Origin of the sequence: Amycolatopsis sp. NPDC058340 (genome assembly GCF_042723975.1) — a bacterium.
Lineage (GTDB): Bacteria > Actinomycetota > Actinomycetes > Mycobacteriales > Pseudonocardiaceae > Amycolatopsis.
The window spans coordinates 19,951-39,660 of record NZ_JBHXIB010000010.1; the positions used below are offsets into that span (position 1 = coordinate 19,951).

The window sequence follows — 19,710 nt, forward strand, 5'->3', positions numbered from 1 at the left end:
CCCGCGCCCGCGTGGGTGTCGCCAACCCCATTTTCGCTAAATCGAACGTCGCGAAAGTGGCTTTCGCGACATCCCCCGGCCTCCCCGTTCCCGAGAGGAAAAGCGAAAGGTGACGTGTCGCGGACCGGTCGTCCACCGAGACGGTGATTTCGCGTGACTGGACGGACGACACCTGTGATCCGACGGACGACACGCGTGTCGGGAGGGACGACACACGTGCGCGGCCGATCCCGTCCGAGCCGTCCGTCCGAACACGAGTGTCGTCCGTCCGAACACGAGTGTCGTCCGTCCGAACACGAGTGTCGTCCGTCGGATCACAGGTGTCGTCCGTCCAGTCACGCGACAGCGCACCGCACGACCGGGTTACCAGTCGAGCAACAGGGCTTCCACGTCGAACGGCGGCGGGCCCAGTTTGATCTCGCGGTCCGGTTCGGCCAGGCGGAGCGTGGGAAAGCGGTGCGCCAGGCCGGGGATCGCCGCCCGGAACACCATTTCGGCCAGCGGCCTGCCGAGGCAGTGATGGATGCCGTGCCCGAAGGTGACGTGTGCCGGCTTCTCCCGGGTGATGTCGAACCGGTCCTCCGGGTCGGGGAACTTCCGGCGGTTCGAAGCCAGCAGCGAGCAGGTGACGGCGTCACCCGCCTTCACCAGCCGGTCACCGATGTAGACGTCCTCCCGCGCGATTCGCGGGGTGGTCTTCTCGTCGCTGGTGAGGTACCGGGCCACCTCGTTCAGCCAGTCCGGGACGGTTTCCGGTTCGTCCCGGAGCACGGCGAACTGCTCCGGGTGCTCGACCATCAGCCACGCCCCCGCCGCGAGGAACCTGGCCACCTGGTCCCCGCTCGCGCCCATGACGAACGCGGCGACCCCCAGCAGTTCCGCGTCGGTGATGTCGTCACCGTGCTCACGCACCACGGCGCCGAACATGTCGTCACCGGGGTCGCGGCGCGTCTTGGCCGCGATCTGGCCCATGTACGTCCAGTACTTGTTCCCCGCCGCCACGCGCCGTTTACCCGACCGTTCGGCCCGGCTGGCGTGCAGGGCGCGCGACAGCTCGGCTTGGTCGTCACGCGGGATGCCGAGGAAGTCGCAGATCACCGTCGTCGCCACGGGCCACGCGAACCGCGGCACGAAGTCCACCGGCCCGCCGGTGGCTTCGATGTCGTCCAGCGTGGCCTCGACGATCGCCTCGATCTTCGGCCGGAAGTCCTGCATCCGCCGGAAGGTGAACGCCGAAGCCACCATCCGGCGCAGCCGGGTGTGTTCCGGCGGGTCGTACTGGTTGAGGAAACCGGGCCAGATACGGCCCGCCGCGGTGCCGCCGAAGAGCAGCTTGGCGCTGAACTTGTCCGAGCCGAGCACCTGGCGGGTCTCCTCGTACCCGGTGGCGAGCCACCCGGTCCGCCCGCCGGGCCCCTCTTCGGCCTCCAGCACGGACATGCGGCCCTCGGCCATCAGGGAGCGCAGTTCCGGTCCCGGATCGAAGCGCTCTCTCCGGTGGATTTCCGTGCCCCGGAGGGCGTTCTTCTCCTCGAACACTGCACAAGGTCCTTTCGCCTCAGCCGGCCGTTGGTCGAAGACCGGGCTCGTCCAACCGTCCGCGTTGAGCGGCTGGACACCCGCCCCTCAGGCGCCCGCTTCCCGGACGAGGCTCTTCGGCCGGAGGTCCGTCCAGTTCTCCTCGACGTAGGCGAGGCATTCCTCGCGGCCTGCCTCGCCGTGCACCGTGGTCCAGCCCGCGGGCACCTCGGCGAAGGCGGGCCACAGCGAGTGCTGTCCCTCGTCGTTGACCAGAACGAAAAAGGAACCGTCTTCGTTGTCGAAGGGGTTGGTCATCGTTGTGTCCTTTCACCTTCCGGACGCTGCCGGAGTTTCTCGGCGACGATGGCTCCAATCTGGCCCAGCGCCGCGGTTTGCACCATGTCGTAGTGGTTGGACGGGATGTCGTGGGTCTCGATGGCCCCGCTGGTGAACTCCTTCCAGCTGGCTTTCGCCACCGAGACCGGCAAATGCCCGGGACGGTCCACAGTGGCCACGAAGAGCAGGATGTCGCCTTCGAAGGGGGAAGAGACGTGGCGTGGCCCGATGTCCCAGAGGTTGCGCATGACCGCCTCCAGGCGGGCTCGGGCGGCCTCCCCCTTGACCAGCTGGCCCGCGAGGTCCAGATCCGCCTGATTCCGCTTCGACAGGGCGGCTTCCTCGTCCGCCGCCCCGGTCGTCTTGCGTCCCATGTAGACGGGATAGGCGTCGAGCAAGGCGAGCAGACCGGCCTTTTCCCCTTCCTCCTCCAGGAGTTTGGCCATCGCCTGCGCGATACGGCCGCCGAGCGACCAGCCGAGCAGGTGGTACGGCCCTTCCGGCTGCACGGCGCGGATCTGCGCGAGGTAGTCGGCGGCCATCTCCTCGACGCTGCCCGGCAGCGGCTCGGTCCGGGCGAGACCGCGGGCCTGGACGCCGTACACCGGCTGGTTCGGCGGGAGGTGACGCAACAGCGGCTCGTAGTTCCAGCTCAAGCCGCCGCTCGCGTGGACACAGAAGAGCGGCGGGCGGTCCCCGCCGGGCCGCAGCGGCAGCAGGATCTCGAAATCGCCCGTCTTCACCGAAGAGCTCGTCCGCCGCTCGCCGACGACGACCAGGGTCTTGGCGGGTGTCTTCCTGGCGAGCAGGCCGGTGCGCAGCATCCGGTGCCCGTCCTCCCCGAACGGACAGGGCACTGTCGGGAGATCGGCCGGTCCCTCGTCCACCGCGGGGCCGGTGACGTAGAGCTCGCCGACGGTGCCCGGAGCGACGGGGCGCAACCCCGCGTCCAGCACCAGCGCGCCGAGCGGACCGTCCCCGGCCACGTCGGCGACCACCTGGGGCACGGGCCCGGCCCAGCGCGCCGGCGCGATGGGCGGACGGCCGCGTTCGAAGTCGTCAAGGAAGAGGTCCAGGTCGCTGATCCGCCGCCCGGGATCCTCCGCCACCTGCTCGAGGACGCGGACCAGCCGCCGGGCCACCGACTCGGCGGTGGCCTCGTCGAACAGATCGGTGGCGTAGCGCAGCACGCCGTCGAAGCCGCCCGGTTCGTCGTCGTCGTCGAAACGCTCGGTGAGTTCGACCGAGAGATCCAGCTCCATGGCCTCGGTCCCGCCGGGTTCGACACTGGTGCGCAGGGCGGGCAGCTCCGCCGCCGTCCAGCCGTCGATGTCCTCCTCGTCCACCCGCAAACCCACCTGGAACACGGGATGACGGGAGAGCGACGCGGGCAGATCGAGCAGCTCGACGATGCGTTCGAAGGGCACGTCCAGATGCTGTTCGGTCGCCTGGAAGGCCTCCTGCACCCGGTTGACGACCTCCAGGCAGGTCGGATCACCCGAGAGATCCGTGCGCACGGCGAGCGGCCGGGTGAACGGTCCGACCATCGGTTCGAGGTCGAAGAGTTCCTCGTCACGGGGCAGCGCCGAGCCGATCACCACGTCTTCGCCCGCGCCGGATTTGGCCAGCAGCATGGCGAGCGCCGCGTGCACCAGCCGCGACGTCTCCGCGCCCGCCGATTCCGCGGCCGCCGTCAGCCTGGCGTGCGGACCGGCGTCCAGCCGCAGCGCGACGGTGCCCGCCCGCCGTGACGGGACGGCGGGCCGCGGCCGGTCGAACGGGAGCACCGTCTCCCCGTCGATCCCGGCCAGGTTGTCCCGCCAGAAGGCGAACTGCTCGTTGATCAGGCTGCCCGGTTCGTTCTCGTCTTCGAGCAGCCGCCGCTCCCAGAGCGCGTAGTCGGCGAACTGCAGGGCCAGCGGCGCGCGCTGCGGGACCCGGCCCTCGCGCCGCGCGCCGTAGGCGGCCGCCAGGTCGCGGAAGAACACGTCCAGCGAGTCGTCGTCCGCCAGGATCCGGTGCACCTGGAGGTGCAGCACGTGCTCCTTTTCCGAGAGTGCGAAGAGATCGCACCGCCACGGCACTTCACTCGTGAGGTCGAAGGCGGCCTCGCGCCGCTCGGCGAGCAACCCGGGAAGGGTTTCCTCGGTCGCCGGGATCGGGACCGGCCCGGCCGCCGGGGTGTCGTGGACGAGCTGGTGCACACTCTGCGCGTCACCGGGGAACGTCGTGCGGAGGAGTTCGTGCCGCTCGGCGACGTCGCCGAGCGCCGTCACCAGCGCGGGCACGTTCAGCTTGCCCTTCAGGCGCAGCGCGACCGAGGTGGTCAGGCCCGCCGTCTCCGCGCCGGGATCGGCCAGCAGCCAGGCCCGCAGCTGCCGGGCGGTCAGCGGCAACCGGTCCGGTCGCTTGGCGGCCTCCAGTACGGGACGGGACTTCGCGGCCAGTGCCCTGGCCAGGCCCGCGGGCGTCGGCGACGAGAACAGTTGCCGGATGGGCAGGTCCTCGCCGAGTTCCTCGCGGATCCGCGCGACGAGCCGCATGGCCAGCGCCGAACTGCCGCCGAGATCGTTGAAGGCGTCGTCGACCCCCACCTGCTCGACGCTGAGGATCTCCGCGAACAGCGCGCACAGCACCTTTTCGGTCTCGCTCTCCGGCGCCTTCTCCGAGGAGCGGCCCGCGAGGTCCGGGGCGGGCAGCGCCCGGCGATCCACCTTGCCGTTGGGGGTGACCGGCAGGCCGGGCAGCGCCACGACGGCGATCGGGACCATGTAGTCGGGCAGGACGAGGCCCATCCGCCGCCTGATCTCCTCCGGCCCGGGGTCGGTGCCGTCGGACACGAAGTAGCCGACGAGCCGCTTCTCGCCCGGCTGGTCCTCACGCGCCAGCAGGACCGCCTCGACCACTCCCGGCTGGGCGGCCAGCACGGCCTCCACCTCGCCGAGCTCGACCCGGTAGCCGCGGATCTTCACCTGGTCGTCGGCGCGGCCGAGGAACACGATCTCGCCGTCGCGGGTCCAGCGGGCCAGGTCCCCGGTGCGGTACATGCGCTCACCGGGGAGGAACGGGCAAGCCACGAACCGGTCGGCGGTCAGGCCGGGGTTGTTCAGGTAGCCGCGGGCCAGCCCCGTGCCCGCGATGTACAGCTCGCCCGCCACCCCCGGCGCGACCGGGCGCAGGAAGGCGTCGAGGACGTAGATCCGGCGGTTGGTCATCGGATGGCCGATCGGCAGCTCGGGGCCGAGCACGTCACCGGGTTCGATCGGCAGCCAGGTCGCGCACAGGGTGGTCTCGGTCGGCCCGTAGGTGTTGCGCACGCGCAGGCCGGGCTGCGCCCGCCGCAGGTTCTCCACCGACTGCAAGGGAACCACGTCGCCGCCAGTCCCGATCTCGATCAGGCCTTCGAAACACTCCGGCGAGGTTTCCGCCAGCGCGCGGAAAGTGCCCGCGGTGAGGTGGACGTAGGTCGCGCCGCGGCGCACGGCCTGCCGCACCCCGGCCGCGTCCAGCACGCCCGGCTCGGTGAGCAGGACCCTGGCGCCGGAGACGAGCGGCACCCACATCGCGTAGAGCGACGGGTCGAAGACGTGCGTCGCGTGCATCAGGACGCCGTCGTCCTCGCCGATCCGCCAGCCCGCGTCACCGGCGAGCCCGGCGACGGCCCCGTGCGGGATCCCCACGCCTTTCGGCAGTCCGGTGGATCCCGAGGTGTACATGACGTACGCCAGATCGTCCGCGTGCGGCCGGTTTCCCGGTGCGGCGCATTCGTCCACCGCGGCGCGCGTCGCGGGCGCGTCGAGCACGATCGCGTTCTCCGGAGCGACCGCCTTGGTGGCCTCGGCGCACAAGACGGCCGAGACGCCGGAGTCGGCGAGGATGAACGCGATGCGCTCGGCCGGGTAGTCGATGTCCACCGGGACGTAGGCGGCGCCCGCCTTCCAGATCGCCAGGAAGGCGACGATCAGCTCCGGCGACCTTTCCAAGGCCACGCCGACCCGGTCGCCGCGGCCGACACCGCGGCTGGCGAGGTACCCCGCCAGCCGGTCCGACGCCCGGTCGACCTCGGCGTAGGTCAGGTTCGCGCCGTCGGCGTCGACGATCGCCACCGCGTCCGGCGCCGAGGCCACCCGCCGCGCGAACAGTTCGACGACGGAATCGCCCGGCACCGGGCCCGCGGTCGCGTTGAAGCCGTCCACCACCAGGCTGCGTTCGGCTTCGCTGGCCAGGGTCAGCCGTCCGACGAGGACGTCGGGCTCGGCGACCAGCCGTTCCAGCACCCGCGCCATCGCGCCGACGACCGATTCGGCGGCCGCGGGGTCGAACAGGCCCCGGTCGTAATCGAGGATGAGCGGCATCTGTTCGCCCGGGCCGGTGACGAGGGTGAACGGGTAATGCGAGGAGTTGCTCCCCCGCTTGACCGGGCGCAGGTTCAGGCCGTCCCCCGACGGCTTGCCGAGTCCCTTGCGGGGGAAGTTCTCGTAGATGACGAGCGTGTCGAAGACCGCCCCGGGCCCGGCGGCGGTCCGCACGTCCTGGAGACCGAGATACTGGTGCGCCATGAGGGCCGCCTGGCCGCGCTGCACCTCGGCGAACAGGTCGACGGCCCGCTTCGCGCCGTCGAGCCGGACACGGACCGGCAGGGTGTTGAGCAACTGGCCGACCATCGACTCCACCCCCGGGAGGTCGGCGGGCCGCCCCGACGCGGTCGCGCCGAACACCACGTCGGTGCGGCCTGCCAGCTGCGACAGCACGACGGCCCACGCGCCCTGCACGACGGAGTTCAGGGTGAGACCGTTGCCGCGCGCCAGCCGGGCGAGACCGTCGGTCAGCTCCGGCGACAGCTCGGCGACCGTGGTGTGGATATCCGGCACCCGCGCGGGATCGGCGGGGACGACCAGGGTGGGGGTGTCGAGCCCGGCGAGTTCGTCGCGCCACGCCGCCTTGGCCGCCTCCTTGTCCTGCCGTCCCAGCCAGGCGAGATAGTCCCGGTAGGACACGGTGGGCGGCAGCCCGGACGCGTCGCCTCCCGCGGCGTAGATCTCGGCGAGCTCGCGGTGGATGATCGGCATGGACCAGCCGTCGGTCAGCACGTGGTGCAGCGTGTGCACGAGCCGGTGGCTCTCCTCGCCCAGCCGGATCAGGTGCAGTTTCATCAGCGGCGCCGTCTCGACGCTCAACCGCTCGGCCACCTCCGCCGCGGCCAGCCGGTCGACTTCGCCGTCGACGCCGTCGGCGGCCAGTCCCGAAAGATCGGTCTCCCGCCAAGGGATCCGGGCGTCCCGCGCGATGACCTGAACCATCTGCGCGCCGCTGACGTAGCGGAAACAGGCCCGCAACGCGGCGTGCCGGTCCACGAGCGCCTGCCACGACGCCTTCAGCCGTCCCGCGTCCAGTGGCCCGTCGATCGCGTAGACGGTCTGCACCGTGTAGGTGTCCGGCCCGTCCTTGTCGAGGGCGGTGTGGAAAAGCATTCCCTCTTGCAGCGGTGAAAGAGGCCAGACGTCCTCCACGCTTGAGCGAGGCTTCGCGCGAGTGTCGTCTACGGTCACGATCTGCTCCTTAAGGCGGGTCATTCGCCGGCCAGCCCGGCCTCGAGTAGGTCCATCTGGTCAGGGGAAAGGGCGAGTAGCGTGCCGTCGGCGGGTTCCGGCACCGCGGCGGGCGCGTCCTCGGCCGGGATTTCCTTGGCCAGCAACGCCAGCCGTTCCGGTGTCTTTTCGTCGAACACCTGCCGCGGGGTCAGTTCCAGCCCTTGGCTGCGGGCCCTCGCCGACAACTGCATCGACGTGATCGAGTCGCCGCCGAGTTCGAAGAAGCTGTCGTCGGGAGCCACCTGTTCGAGTCCGAGCACCTCTTCGAAGAGCGCGCACATCCTCGCCTCCTCGGCCGTGCGCGGATCCCGTTTCGAGGACGTCCCGGTGAAGTCGGGGGCTTGCAGCGCCCGGTGATCGAGTTTGCCGTTCGGGGTGAGCGGCATCTTCTCCATCGGCACGAACGCCGCGGGCATCATGTAGTCCGGCAGGCGTTCGGCGGCCAGCTCCCGCAGCGCGGCGGCCAGCGTGCCGTTCCCGTCGGCGGCCGCCGCCGACGGCACGACGTAGGCCACCAGCCGCTTGTCGCCAGGCCCGTCCCGGCGGACGGAGACCGCCACCTGGCCGACCCACGGATGCTCCGCGAGCACGGCCTCGATCTCGGCGGGCTCGACCCGGTAGCCGCGCACCTTCACCTGCGCGTCGACCCGGCCGGCGAAGAGCAGCTGGCCTTCCCTGGTCCAGCGGAACAGGTCGCCGGAGCGGTACATCCGCTCGCCGGGGGCGAACGGGCTGGCGACGAACCGTTCCGCGGTCAGGCCGGGGCGGCCGAGGTAGCCGCGGGCCAGTCCGACACCGGTGATGTAGAGCTCGCCGACCACCCCGGGCGGCACCGGCCGCAGGAACGCGTCTAGCACGTAGTGCCCCACGTTGTGGATCGGCCCGCCGAGCGGCACCTGGTCGTGTCCCGGGGACAACGGGGCGCTCATCGTCGAGCAGATGGTCGTCTCGGTCGGCCCGTAGGCCTGGATCACCCGGCGGCCCGGCGACCAGCGGTCCACCAGCGCGGCCGGGAGTGCTTCGCCGCCCGTCAGCACGGTCCGCAGGGTGTCCGGCAGATCGTCCTCGCTCGCCAGCACACTCGGCGACACGGTCAGATGCGTGATGTCCGCCTGCCGGATCGCGTCGCCGAGGGTCACCTTCGGCGGCATGCTCGCCGCGTCCGGCAGGACCAGGGTCGCCCCCGCCAGCAGGGACATGTAGAGCTCGGAAACCATGGCGTCGAAGCCGATCGCGGACAACTGCAGGATCCGCGAAGACGACGTGACGGCCATCCGCTCGATATGCGCGTAGCCGAGGTTGACGAGTCCGGAATGGGTGACCAGGACGCCCTTCGGCACCCCCGTCGAGCCGGACGTGTAGATCACGTACGCCGCGTCTTCCGGCGCCACGTCGGGCAACGCGACGTCCGGACCGGCGGGCAGCTCCTCCAGCACCAGCACCGTGCCCGCGAACCCCGCAGGCACGAACGACAGGGTCGCCTTCGTGCACACCAGCACCCCGGGCGCCGAGTTCGCCAGCATGAATTCGACGCGGTCGCGCGGATAGCCCGGATCGACCGGCACGAAAGCCCCGCCGGCGAACATGACCCCCAGGAGGGAAACCGCGAGGTCGGCCGAACGCTCGACCAGCACCCCCACCCTGGCTTCGCGCCGCACGCCCGCGTCGGAGAGCAGCCGCGCCAGCGACTCCACTTCGCCGAGCAATCCCCGGTACGACAGGCTTCGCGTCGCGTCCTCGACGGCGATCGCGTCCGGCGTCCGCTCCGCCTGTTCGCGCAGCAGCACCGGCAGCGTCTTCTCCGTGAGCGGCGCAGCGGTCCGGTTCCACTCGTCCACCACCAGACGGCGCTGTTCCGGGCCGATCAGGCCGATCCGCCCCACCGGCGTCCGCGGTTCGGCCAGCACCTGGTCGAGGGCGCGGAGGAGGGTCGCGACCGTCTCCTCGGCCTCGGCCCGGTCGAGTACGTCCGGCCGGTAGATCACTTCACCGCGGACGGGACCTCCCGCCACCGACGCCCGCAGGGACAGCGGATAGTGCCCGTCGTCGTCCGAGTTCCCCGCGGGGCCCATGACGAGCGTGTCGGGGCCATCGAGCCGGGGCGGCGGGGGCGGGTAGTTCTCGAACACCACGATCGTGTCGAACGCCGCGCCCCGGCCGGCGGCCTTGATGATCTCGCCCTGCCCGACGTGCTGATGCGGCAGCAGATCGGCTTGCCGCTCCTGCAGGTTCTTCAGCATGTCGACGACCGGTTCGGTGCCGACGAGGCGCGCCCGGACCGGCAGCATGTTCATGAACAGGCCGATCGCGGCCTCCACACCGGGGATCTCGGCGGGCCGCCCGGCCACCGCGGCGCCGAACACCACGTCCCGGCGTCCGGTCAGCCGCGCCAGGTGCAGGGCCCAGATCCCCTGGAAGAGCGTGTTCGGCGTGACACCGTGGCGGCGGCTGAACTCCGCCACGCGCCTGCTCTGCCCGTCGCCGAGCTCGAACCTGACGCGTTCGGGTTCGAGCGGGGTGCGGATCGACTCCGGCGGCACGATCTGCGTCGCCTCGTCGAGCCCCGCGAGTTCGGTCCGCCACGCCTGGAGCGCGGCCGTCTTGTCCTGGCGGGCGATCCAGGCGAGGTAGTCGCGGTACGACGCCGACGCGGGCAGCGCCCGGCCGTCACCGCCCGCTTCGTACGCGGTCAGCACGCCGGTGGCCAGCAACGGCAGGGACCAGCCGTCGACCACGATGTGATGCGACGTGAAGATCAGCCGGTGCCTGCGTTCGCCGAGGCGCACCAGGTGCAGGCGCAGCATCGGTCCCTTGGCCAGGTCGAACCGTTCGGCGTGCTGTGCCGCGGCGAGGCGGTCGAATTCCGCCAGCGCCTCGTCCTCCGGCAGCCGGGACAGGTCGGTCTCCCGCCAGGGCAGCGTCGCCTCGCGGGAGATCGTCTGCACGACCGTCCCGGACGCGAGCCGGTGGAAACTCGTCCGCAGGGCGGCGTGCCGGTCGAGCACGGCCTGCCAGGACGCGCGGAACCGGGCGGCGTCAAGCGGGCCGTCGAGGGCGAGGGTCCGCATGCTCGCGTAGACGTCCGGGCCGTCCTCGTCGGCGGCGTGGAACAGCAACCCTTCCTGCAGCGGGGAAAGCGGCCAGATGTCGAGCAGATCCGTCACGGTGGCCTCGAGTTCCGCCACCTCTCGCCGCGTCAGCGCCGTGAGCGGGAAGTCGGACGGCGTGTGCCCGCCGGCGCCGCCGCCGTCGACGTGCGCGGCGAGACCGGCCAGCGCGGCCAGCCACGCGTCGGCGAACGCCTCGGCTTCGGCGTCGCCGAGGAGCCGCCGGGCCCACGTCACGGTCAGGCTGAACTCGGGTCCGTCCGCGCCGTCCGCCACGACGGCGTCGATCTCCAGGACGTGCCGCAACGGCGTGGCCTCGTCCGCCGCTTCACCGACGATTCCCGTTATCCCCCAAGGCTCGCCGTCACCGCCGGACCGTGCGGAGAAGCGCCCGAGGTAGTTGAATCCGATCTCCGCCTTCGGCAGCGCCGCGAGCACCGGGGCCGTCTCCGGGTTGAGATGACGCAGCATCCCGTAGCCGAGCCCGCCGTCGGGCACCGCCCGCACGTTCTCCTTGACCTGCTTCAGCAGATGGCCCGCCGCGTCGCCGCCCGCGACGACTTCGGCCGGGTCGGCCCCGGTGGTGTCCAACCGGAGCGGGTGGACATCGGTGAACCAGCCGAGCGTCCGCGACAGGTCCATCTCCCCGAGGGGCTGACGCCCGTGGCCTTCGACGTCCACCACGACGGCGGTACCGCCGCGCCAGCCCGTCACGGCGCTCGCCAGGGTGGCCAGCAGCACCTCGTGGACACCGCAATGGAAGGCCGCGGTGGCCTTGTCCGCGAGCGTGCCCGCCCGCCGGGTCCAGGTCCGGCGGCCCGCGGTCGACACGGTGTCGCGCCGGGGATCGAGCTCGCCGAGCCGTCGCGGTGCCCCGTCGAGGATCTCCGTCCACGTCGCCAGCTCGGCGGTCCGGTTCGCCGCCGCTTCGGTCAGCGTCCGCGACCAGCGCCGGAAGGAGACGTCCGGTGCCTCGAGCGACGGCCGCAGGCCCGCGGCCGCGGCCTCGCAGGCCGCCCGCAGATCCGGCAGCAGGGTTCGCCACGACACCACGTCGACCACGAGGTGGTGCGCGGCCACCACGAGCCGTCCGGCGTCCACGAGGACCGCCCGCACCATCACGCCCCCGAGGGGATCGAGACGTGCCGCCGCGTCACTCGCGATCCCGTCGATACCGCCCTCGGCGGTGCCGGCCCATTCGACCAGCGCCGCCGCGTCGACCGTTCCCCGGTCGGCCACGACCAGCCGGGGCTCCTCGCCCTCGGTCTCGACGATCCGGCTCCGCAGCAGGTCGTGGGTGTCGAGCACGGCGCCCAGCCCGGCCGCCAGCGCGGTCACGGAAAGGTCGTCGGGCACGTCCACGATCACCCACTGCGCCATACCGCCGCGGGTCAGCCCGCGGGGGTCGCGTTCGAGCAGTGCCCGCACCACCGGCGTCAACGGGACCTCGCCGACCCCCTCGCCGTCCTCGGCCCGTGTCCGTCCGCCGTGCCCGGCGACCGCCGCGATCCCCGCGGGCGTCTTGTGGTCGAAGACCTGTTTCGCCCCGAAGACCAGGTTCTCGCGGCGGGCGCGGGCGGCCAGCCGCATCGAGAGGATCGAGTCCCCGCCCAGTTCGAAGAAGCCGTCGTCGGCGCCGACCCGGTCCAGCCCGAGGATCTCGGCGAACAGGTCGCACAGCACCCGTTCGGTCTCGGTACGCGGTTCGCGACCGGCCTCCGCCGGGCCGAATTCGGGGGCGGGCAGGGCCGCGCGGTCGATCTTCCCGTTGACGGTCAACGGGAAACCGTCCAGCACCAGCACCACCGAAGGCACCATGAACTCCGGCAGCCGGGCCGCCAGTCGCGCGCGGACCGCGTCGGATCCCAGTCCCTGTCCCGGTTCCGCGGTCACGTAGGCGATCAACCGCTTCTCGCCGGGGCGTTCCTCCCTGGCCACCACGATCGCCTGCGCGACGCCGGGGACCTCGGTCAGCGCCGCCTCGACCTCGCCGGGTTCGACCCGGTAGCCCCGGATCTTCACCTGGGCGTCGGCCCGCCCGCCGAACAGCAGTTCACCCTGTTCCGTCCAGCGTGCCAGGTCACCGGTCCGGTACATCCGCTCGCCGGGGGCGAAGGGATTGGCGACGAACCGCTCCGAAGTGGACACCGGGTTGCCGAGATATCCGTGCGCCAGCCCCGCTCCGGCGAGGTAGAGCTCACCGGTCACGTCCGGGGCCACCGGCTGCAGGAACGCGTCGAGCACGTAGGCCCGCCGCCCGGCCAGCGGGCCACCGATCGGCAGCTTGTCGCCCGTCGCGGCCCCCGGTTCGAGGACGAGCCACGTGGCGCAGAGGGTGATCTCGGTCGGACCGTAGAGCTGCCGGAAGCGGACCTCGGGGCACGCCCGGCGCATCCGTTCGACGGAGGCGAGCGGGACCGCGTCCCCACCGGTCAGGATCTCCCGCAGCCCGCGGAAGGACTCCGGCGCTTCCTCGGCCACCGCCCGGAAGGCACCCGCCGTCAGGTGGACGGTGGTCACGCCGCGGGCGATCGCCGCGCGGAGCCGCTCCGCGTCGACCGTGCCCGCTTCCGCGACCACCACGCGGGCTCCGCTGACCAGCGGCACCCAGATCTCTACCAGCGACGCGTCGAAAGCGTGCGACGCGTGCAGCAGTACGTGATCGCCGGGGCCCTGTGACCAGCCGGGGTCGCTCGCCAGCGCCGCCACGCTTCCGTGTGGCACCGCGACACCCTTCGGCACCCCGGTCGATCCCGACGTGTACATGACGTAGGCGACGTCGTGCGCGCCGACCGTGACCGGCGGCGCCTCGTGCCGCGCCCCGTCGATCGACGGCAGGTCCGCGACCACCGGCTCGACGCCGTCCGGCACCGCCTTGCGGCTCGCTTCGAGACAGACCGCGACCGACACCCCGGCGTCGGCCAGCATCCGCTCGATCCGGTCCGCGGGGTAGCCGACGTTCACCGGTACCTGCGCGGCGCCCGCCTTCCAGACCGCGAGCAGGGCGACGAGGAGGTCCGCGCCGCGTTCCATCACCACGCCGACGCGGTCACCGCGCCGAACGCCGGCGGCGGCCAGCCGTCCGGCCAGCCGGTCGGATTCGCGGTCGAGGCCGGTGTAGGTCAGGGCGCGTTCCCCGTCCACGACCGCCACCGCGTCCGGCGAGGCGTTCGCCCGCCGCCGGAACAGCTCCGGCACCGGCGTCGTGCCGTCGGCGTCACCCGTCGAATTCCAGCGTTCCACCACCGACTCGCGCGCCGGTCCGCTCGTCACGCCGAGGCGGCCCACCGGCAGCGAAGGCCGGGCCACCACCTGTTCCAGGACACGGACGACCTGCCGGGCGATCTCGGCGGCCGTTCCGGCGGCGATCCGGTCGGGCCGGTAGGACACGTTGATCCGCAGGCGGCTCCCGAGGCTGACGTTCATGGTCAGCGGATATCCGGTGCCGGTGCGGGTGACGACCGAACTGATCGCGACCCCGCCGTCGCCGCCGAGCCCGTCGGCGGTGTGCGGGTAGTTCTCGATCATGACGATGGTGTCGAAGACCGCGCCCGTGCCCACCGCCTTCTGGATCTCCGGCAGCCCCAGGTACTGGTGTTCGGTCAACGCCGACAGGCGGCCCTGCAGGTCCTGGATCAGCTCCAGCACCGGCTGCCCGCCGTCGAGCCGCACCCGGACCGGGACGGTGTTGATGAACATCCCCACCATGCGTTCGACGTCCGGCACCTCCGCCGGACGGCCGGCCACCACCGATCCGAACACCACGTCCGTCCGGCCCGCGAGCCGCGCCAGCACCAGCGCCCAGGCGGCCTGCAGGATCGTGCTCGTCGTCAACCCGTTGCCCCGGGCCAATTCGGTGAGCGCGCGCGTCGTCTCCTCGGACAGCAGTTCGGCGTGCTCCCCTGGCATCACCATCGTCTTGTCCGCGTCCGGGTCCACAAGGGACGGTTCGTCCGCGCCGTCGAGCTCGGCCCGCCACGCCGCCCTGGTCGCGTCGCCGTCCTGGTCGCCCGACCACGCCAGATAGTCCTTGAAGGACGGTGCCTTCGCAGGGAGTTGCCCGCCGGCGTAAGCGGCCGACACCTCACCCACGACGAGCGGTGTCGACCAGCCGTCCAGCACGACATGGTGGGACGTCAGCACGAGCCGGTGCCGGTCGGCACCGAGCCGGATCAGCGACAGCCGCAGCAGCGGCGGCTCGGTCACGTCGAACCGCTCGCCCTGATCCTCCGCGAGGAGTCGTTCGACCTCCTCGGCCGCGGACGCCTCGTCGAGCTGCGACAGATCCACCACCCGCCAAGGGAGTTCGGCCTCCCTCACGACGACCTGCACCGTCTCACCGGACCCCAGCTGATGGAAACCGGTCCGGAGCGATTCGTGCCGGGCGAGTACCCGCGTCCAGGCCGCGCGCAGCCGTTCCGCGTCGAGGGGCCCGTCGAGGTCCAGGATCCGCTGGCTCTGGTAGACGTCGACACCTTCGGCGTCGAAGGCCCGCTCGAAGAGCATGCCCTCCTGCAACGGCGACAGCGGCCAGATGTCGGTCAGCCCCGGCGCCGCGGCCTCCAGTTCCGTCACGTCCCGCCGCGTCAGGGCGACGAGGGCGAAGTCGGACGGCGTGTGCCCGCCCGCGCCGGGATCCCCGGCGAGCGCCGCGAGGGCGGTCAGCGTCTCCGTCCACGCCTCGCCGAGCCGTTCCACCGCGGTGAAGTCGGCGTCCCGGGTGTCGATGGCCAGCCCCAGGCGGGGCCCGGACGGCGTGTCCTGTACCTCCGCGCTGACCTCCACGGTGTGCGCGAGGACCATGTCCGGCCCGCCGCCGAGCGGACCTTCGCCGCCCGGCTCCCACGCGGTGTCCTTCGGGGCGAGGACGGTCCGGCCGAGATAGTTGAAGCCGATCCGCGAGGACGGCAGGCCTGCCAGTGTCGCCGCGGTGGCGGGGTTGAGATGGCGCAGCAACCCGTAGCCGGAACCGTCGCCTGGCACGGCGCGGATCTGGTCCTTCACCGTCTTCAGCAACGACCCGGCGACCGCGAGGTCCACATCGGACAGATCGAAGCGGACCGGGTGGACACTGGTGAACCAGCCGACGGTGCGCAGCAGATCCTCGCCGTCGGCGGCTTCGCGCCCATGGCCTTCCACGTCCACCAGCAGCCCGGCGCCGGTACCGCGTATCCGCGCGACCGCACCGGCGAGACCCGCCAGCAGGACGTCCTGTATCCCGCAGTGGAAGGCCGACGGCAGGAGCGTCACCAGGTCGCGCGCCTCGGTGCCGGACAGCCGCGTGGACCACGAATGCGACCGCCCGGTGTGCTGTCCGGTGTCCGCGCCCGGGTCCGCGCCGTCCAGCAGGGCGGCCCAGTCTTCGAGTTCGGCCACGGTGCGCTCGCTGTGCGCCTGCTCGACCTGCCGCAGCGCCCACTGCCGATACGACGTCGCCGGGGCTTCGAGGGCCGGGGTCCGGCCGGAGTTCAGCTCGTCGTAAGCGGTCCGCAGATCCGGCAGCAGGATCCCCCACGAGACCGCGTCGACGGCGAGGTGGTGCGCCACGAAGGCCAGCCGGCCAGGCTCGGCGTCCCCGGCGTCGACCCAGACGACCCGCGCCATGATCCCCGCCGACGGGTCCAATGTGCCCGTCGCCGCCCGGACCTCGCGCTCGGCGACCTCGTCGAGTTCCGCCGTCCCGGCGGTCACCCGCTTGACCAGCCCGGCCGCGTCCACCGTGCCGCGTTCGGGCACGACCAGCCGTCCGTCCGGCGCCACCCGCGCCCGCAGCAGATCGTGCGTGTCCAGCACCGCCCGCACCGCGCCCACCAGCGTGTCCCGGTTCAGGCCCGCCGGCGTGACGACGACGCGCACCTGCGCGAAACCGGGGCGCAGCGCGTCGTCCCCGAGGGCCAGCATCACCGGTGTCCGCGGGATCTCCCCCACGCCGGTGACGGTCTCGGCGCGGGGCGCCGCGGCGGTCTCCCGCGCCAAGAGCGCGAGGCGCTCGGGAGTCCGGTGCTCGAACACCTGCCGCGGGGTCAGCGGGATGCCTTCGCGCCGCGCGCGTGCGGCGACCTGCATCGACGAGATCGAGTCGCCGCCCAGTTCGAAGAAGCTGTCGTCGATCCCGACCCGGTCGAGGCCGAGTACTTCGGCGAACACTCCACAAAGGACTCGTTCGGCGTCCGTGACCGGCTCCCGGCCGGCCGACTTCGACGCGAAATCCGGTTCGGGCAGTGCCCGCCGGTCCACCTTCCCGTTGACCGTCAACGGCAAGGCGTCCAATACCAGCACCACGGCCGGGACCATGAATTCGGGCAGCGTCTCGGCGAGCTGCCCGCGCAGGCGCACCGGGTCGGCGTCGTGCCCCGCTTCGGCGACCACGTAACCGATCAGCTGCTCGCCCCTCGGGAGCACCACGGCCTGGGCCACCCCCGGCAGACCGCCGAGGACCACCTCGATCTCGCCCGGTTCCACGCGATAGCCGCGGATCTTCACCTGGTCGTCGGCGCGCCCGGCGAACGCCAGCGTGCCCTGGTCCGTCCAGTACGCCAGGTCCCCGGTGCGGTACATCCGCCCGCCGGCGAAGGGATCGGCGACGAATCGCTCGGCCGTCAGCGCCGGACGGTCCAGATAGCCTTGCGCCACACCGGCTCCGGCGACGTACAGCTCGCCCGCCACCCCGGCGGGCACGGGCCGCAGGAACGCGTCGAGCACGTAGACCCGCCGACCGGCGAGCGGCCGTCCGATCGGCAGCACCGAACCCGTCTCGTCGCCGGGTTCGAGCAGCCACCACGTCGCGCACAGCGTGGCCTCGGTCGGGCCGTAGAGATGCCGCACCCGCACGTCCGGGCACACCCGCCGCACCCGCTCCACCGCCGTCAGCGGTACCGCGTCGCCGCCGGTCAGCACCTCGCGCAGACCGGCGACGGACTCCGGCGATTCCTCGGCCAGCACCCGGAATGCGCCCGCGGTCAGATGGGCGGCCGTGACGCCTTCGGCCACGTGCCGCGCCAGCACCTCGCCGTCCACCGCGCCCGGTCCGGCCAGCACCACGCGCGCGCCCGACACCAGCGGCACCCACAGCTCGAACAGCGAGATGTCGAAGGCGTGCGAGGCGTGCATCAGCACGGCGTCGCCGGGGCCGACCCGCCAGCCCGGCTCGCCGACCAGCGCCGCGACCTCGCCGTGCGACACCGCGACACCCTTCGGCGTCCCCGTCGACCCGGACGTGTACATCACGTAGGCGACGTCATGGGCGCTCGTGGCCACCGACCGGCGCTCGCTCTCCCGGACCGCCTGCCGCGTCCGGGGATCGTCGAGGACGATCGGTTCGGGACCGACGTCCAGCACGGTGTCCCGGTACGTTTTCGCGCACACCACCGCCGCGGGCGCGGAATCCGTCAGCATGAACCGCACGCGTTCCACCGGATAGGCGGGATCCACCGGCACGTACGCCGCGCCCGCCTTCCACACCGCGAGCAACGTCGCGATCAGCTCGGGCGACCGGTCCAGCACCACGGCCACCCGGTCGCCGCGCCGGACTCCCTTGCCCTGCAGGAGACCGGCGAGCCGCTCCGCGTGCTCGGTGAGTTCTCCGTACGACAGCGCCCGGTCGCCGTCGACGACCGCCGTCTCGTCGCGGCGGCGGTCCACCTGGCCGTCGAACAGTTCCGGCGCCGTCCGGCCCGGCGGCGCCTGGGAAGACGTGCCCCAGGCGTCGACCACCAGGGCGCGCTCGGCCGGGTTCGTCACCTCGACGTCGGCCACCGTGCGGTCGCCCGCGTCCGTCAGCAGGCGCAGCACTCCCGTGAACCGCTCGATGATCGCGAGCGCGGCGTCCCGGTCGAACAGGCCGGTCAGATAGTCCAGCTTGAAGTACATCGATTCGCCGGGCACCGCGACCAGCGTCAGCGGATAGTGGGCGGCCACCCTGCCCTGATGCACCTTGATGCCGAAGGTCCCGGCGGAGCCCAGTTCACCGGAATCGTGGTGGAACTTCTCGAAGACGATCAACGTGTCGAAAACGGCGCCGGGGCCCGCCGCCTGCTGGATGTCCGCCAGCCCCACGTACTGATCGGGGATCAGCGCGGACTGCCGCTTCTGCAGATCCGCCAGCAGTCCGGCGACCGGCGCCGAAGCGTGCAAGCGCACGCGTACGGGAACGGTGTTGAGGAACAGCCCCACCATCCCCTCCACACCGGGAAGGTCCGGCGGGCGCGCCGACACCGCCGCCCCGAACACCACGTCCGTCCGCCCGGTCAGCTGCGCCAGCACCAGCGCCCACGCGCCCTGCACCACCGTGTTCAGCGTCAGTCCCTTGGCACGGGCCAGTTCGCCCAGCGCCCGCGTGACGTTCTCCGGCAGCCAGGCCTCGACGCTCTCCGGCTCGGCGGGCGCCCGGCCCGGATCCGCGGGCACCACCAGCGTCGGCTCGTCGGCGCCCGCCAGCCGTTCCGTCCACGCCGCGAGCGATTTCTCCTTGTCCTGGCGGCTCAGCCAGGCCAGGTACTCCCGGTAGGACGTCACCTCCGGCAGGTCCGCCGGGCCGCCGTCCGCCGCGTACAGCTTCGACATCTCGGCCAGCACGATGGGCAGCGACCAGCCGTCCATGATCGTGTGATGGCAGGTCACCACCAGGCGGTGCGTGTCGTCCCCGAGCCGGATCAAGGTCAGCCGGATCAACGGCGCGCGCGTGAGGTCGAACCTCGTCGTCCGGTCCCGCTCGGCCAGTTCCCGCACGGCTTCGGCGGGATCGTCGAGATGCGAGAGATCGACCTCACGCCACGGAAGGTCCACCTGCTTGGCGATGATCTGCACCGTCTCGCCCGATTTGCGCTGCCGGAAACAAGCGCGGAGCGGGGCATGCCGGGACAGCAACGCTTCCCAAGCCGCGCGCAGCCTGGCCGCGTCCACCGGCCCGTCGAGCTCCAGGATCCAATGACCTACGTAGACGTCGGGCCCCTCGCCGTCGTAAACCGCGTGGAAGAGCAATCCGGCCTGCAATGGCGACAGCGGCCAGATTTCCTCAATCCGCGACTGGTTCATCGATGTCTCCCTCAATCAGCGAAGGGTGCGAAGTTCGTCGAGCTCGGCTTCTTTGTGCGGAATAACCCCAGTGAAGGGATCATCTCCCGGCCCGGCCTTGCCGGACAACATGTCCAGCCGGG

4 protein-coding genes are annotated in these 19,710 nt (G+C 72.0%); all 4 read right to left on the minus strand.

What is annotated here, in order from left to right; translation table 11 throughout:
- Nucleotides 1–363: 363 nt before the first annotated feature.
- Nucleotides 364–1,539 (minus strand): cytochrome P450, encoded by a 1,176-nt coding sequence (locus tag ACFWIW_RS14975; RefSeq protein ID WP_378368952.1) that lies wholly within the window; start codon nucleotides 1,537–1,539, stop codon nucleotides 364–366.
- 87 nt (nucleotides 1,540–1,626) lie between these two features.
- The gene (locus ACFWIW_RS14980; protein WP_378368953.1) at nucleotides 1,627–1,836 is read right to left on the minus strand and encodes an MbtH family protein; all 210 of its coding nucleotides are present in this window, start codon (nucleotides 1,834–1,836) and stop codon (nucleotides 1,627–1,629) included.
- Nucleotides 1,833–7,430: an amino acid adenylation domain-containing protein gene (locus tag ACFWIW_RS14985; protein ID WP_378368954.1), complete on the minus strand. Its 5,598-nt coding sequence runs from the start codon at nucleotides 7,428–7,430 to the stop codon at nucleotides 1,833–1,835. Before ACFWIW_RS14985 ends, ACFWIW_RS14980 begins: the two co-directional genes overlap by 4 nt.
- The gene (locus tag ACFWIW_RS14990; protein WP_378368955.1) at nucleotides 7,427–19,588 is read right to left on the minus strand and encodes an amino acid adenylation domain-containing protein; all 12,162 of its coding nucleotides are present in this window, start codon (nucleotides 19,586–19,588) and stop codon (nucleotides 7,427–7,429) included. The genes ACFWIW_RS14985 and ACFWIW_RS14990 overlap by 4 nt, the downstream gene beginning before the upstream one ends.
- Nucleotides 19,589–19,710: the final 122 nt, after the last annotated feature.

Coding starts and splice junctions, on each gene's coding strand:
- ACFWIW_RS14980 (WP_378368953.1), bottom strand. CDS start 1,836: ATGACCAACCCCTTCGACAACGAAGACGGTTCCTTTTTCGTTCTGGTC.
- ACFWIW_RS14985 (WP_378368954.1), bottom strand. CDS start 7,430: ATGACCCGCCTTAAGGAGCAGATCGTGACCGTAGACGACACTCGCGCG.
- ACFWIW_RS14990 (WP_378368955.1), bottom strand. CDS start 19,588: ATGAACCAGTCGCGGATTGAGGAAATCTGGCCGCTGTCGCCATTGCAG.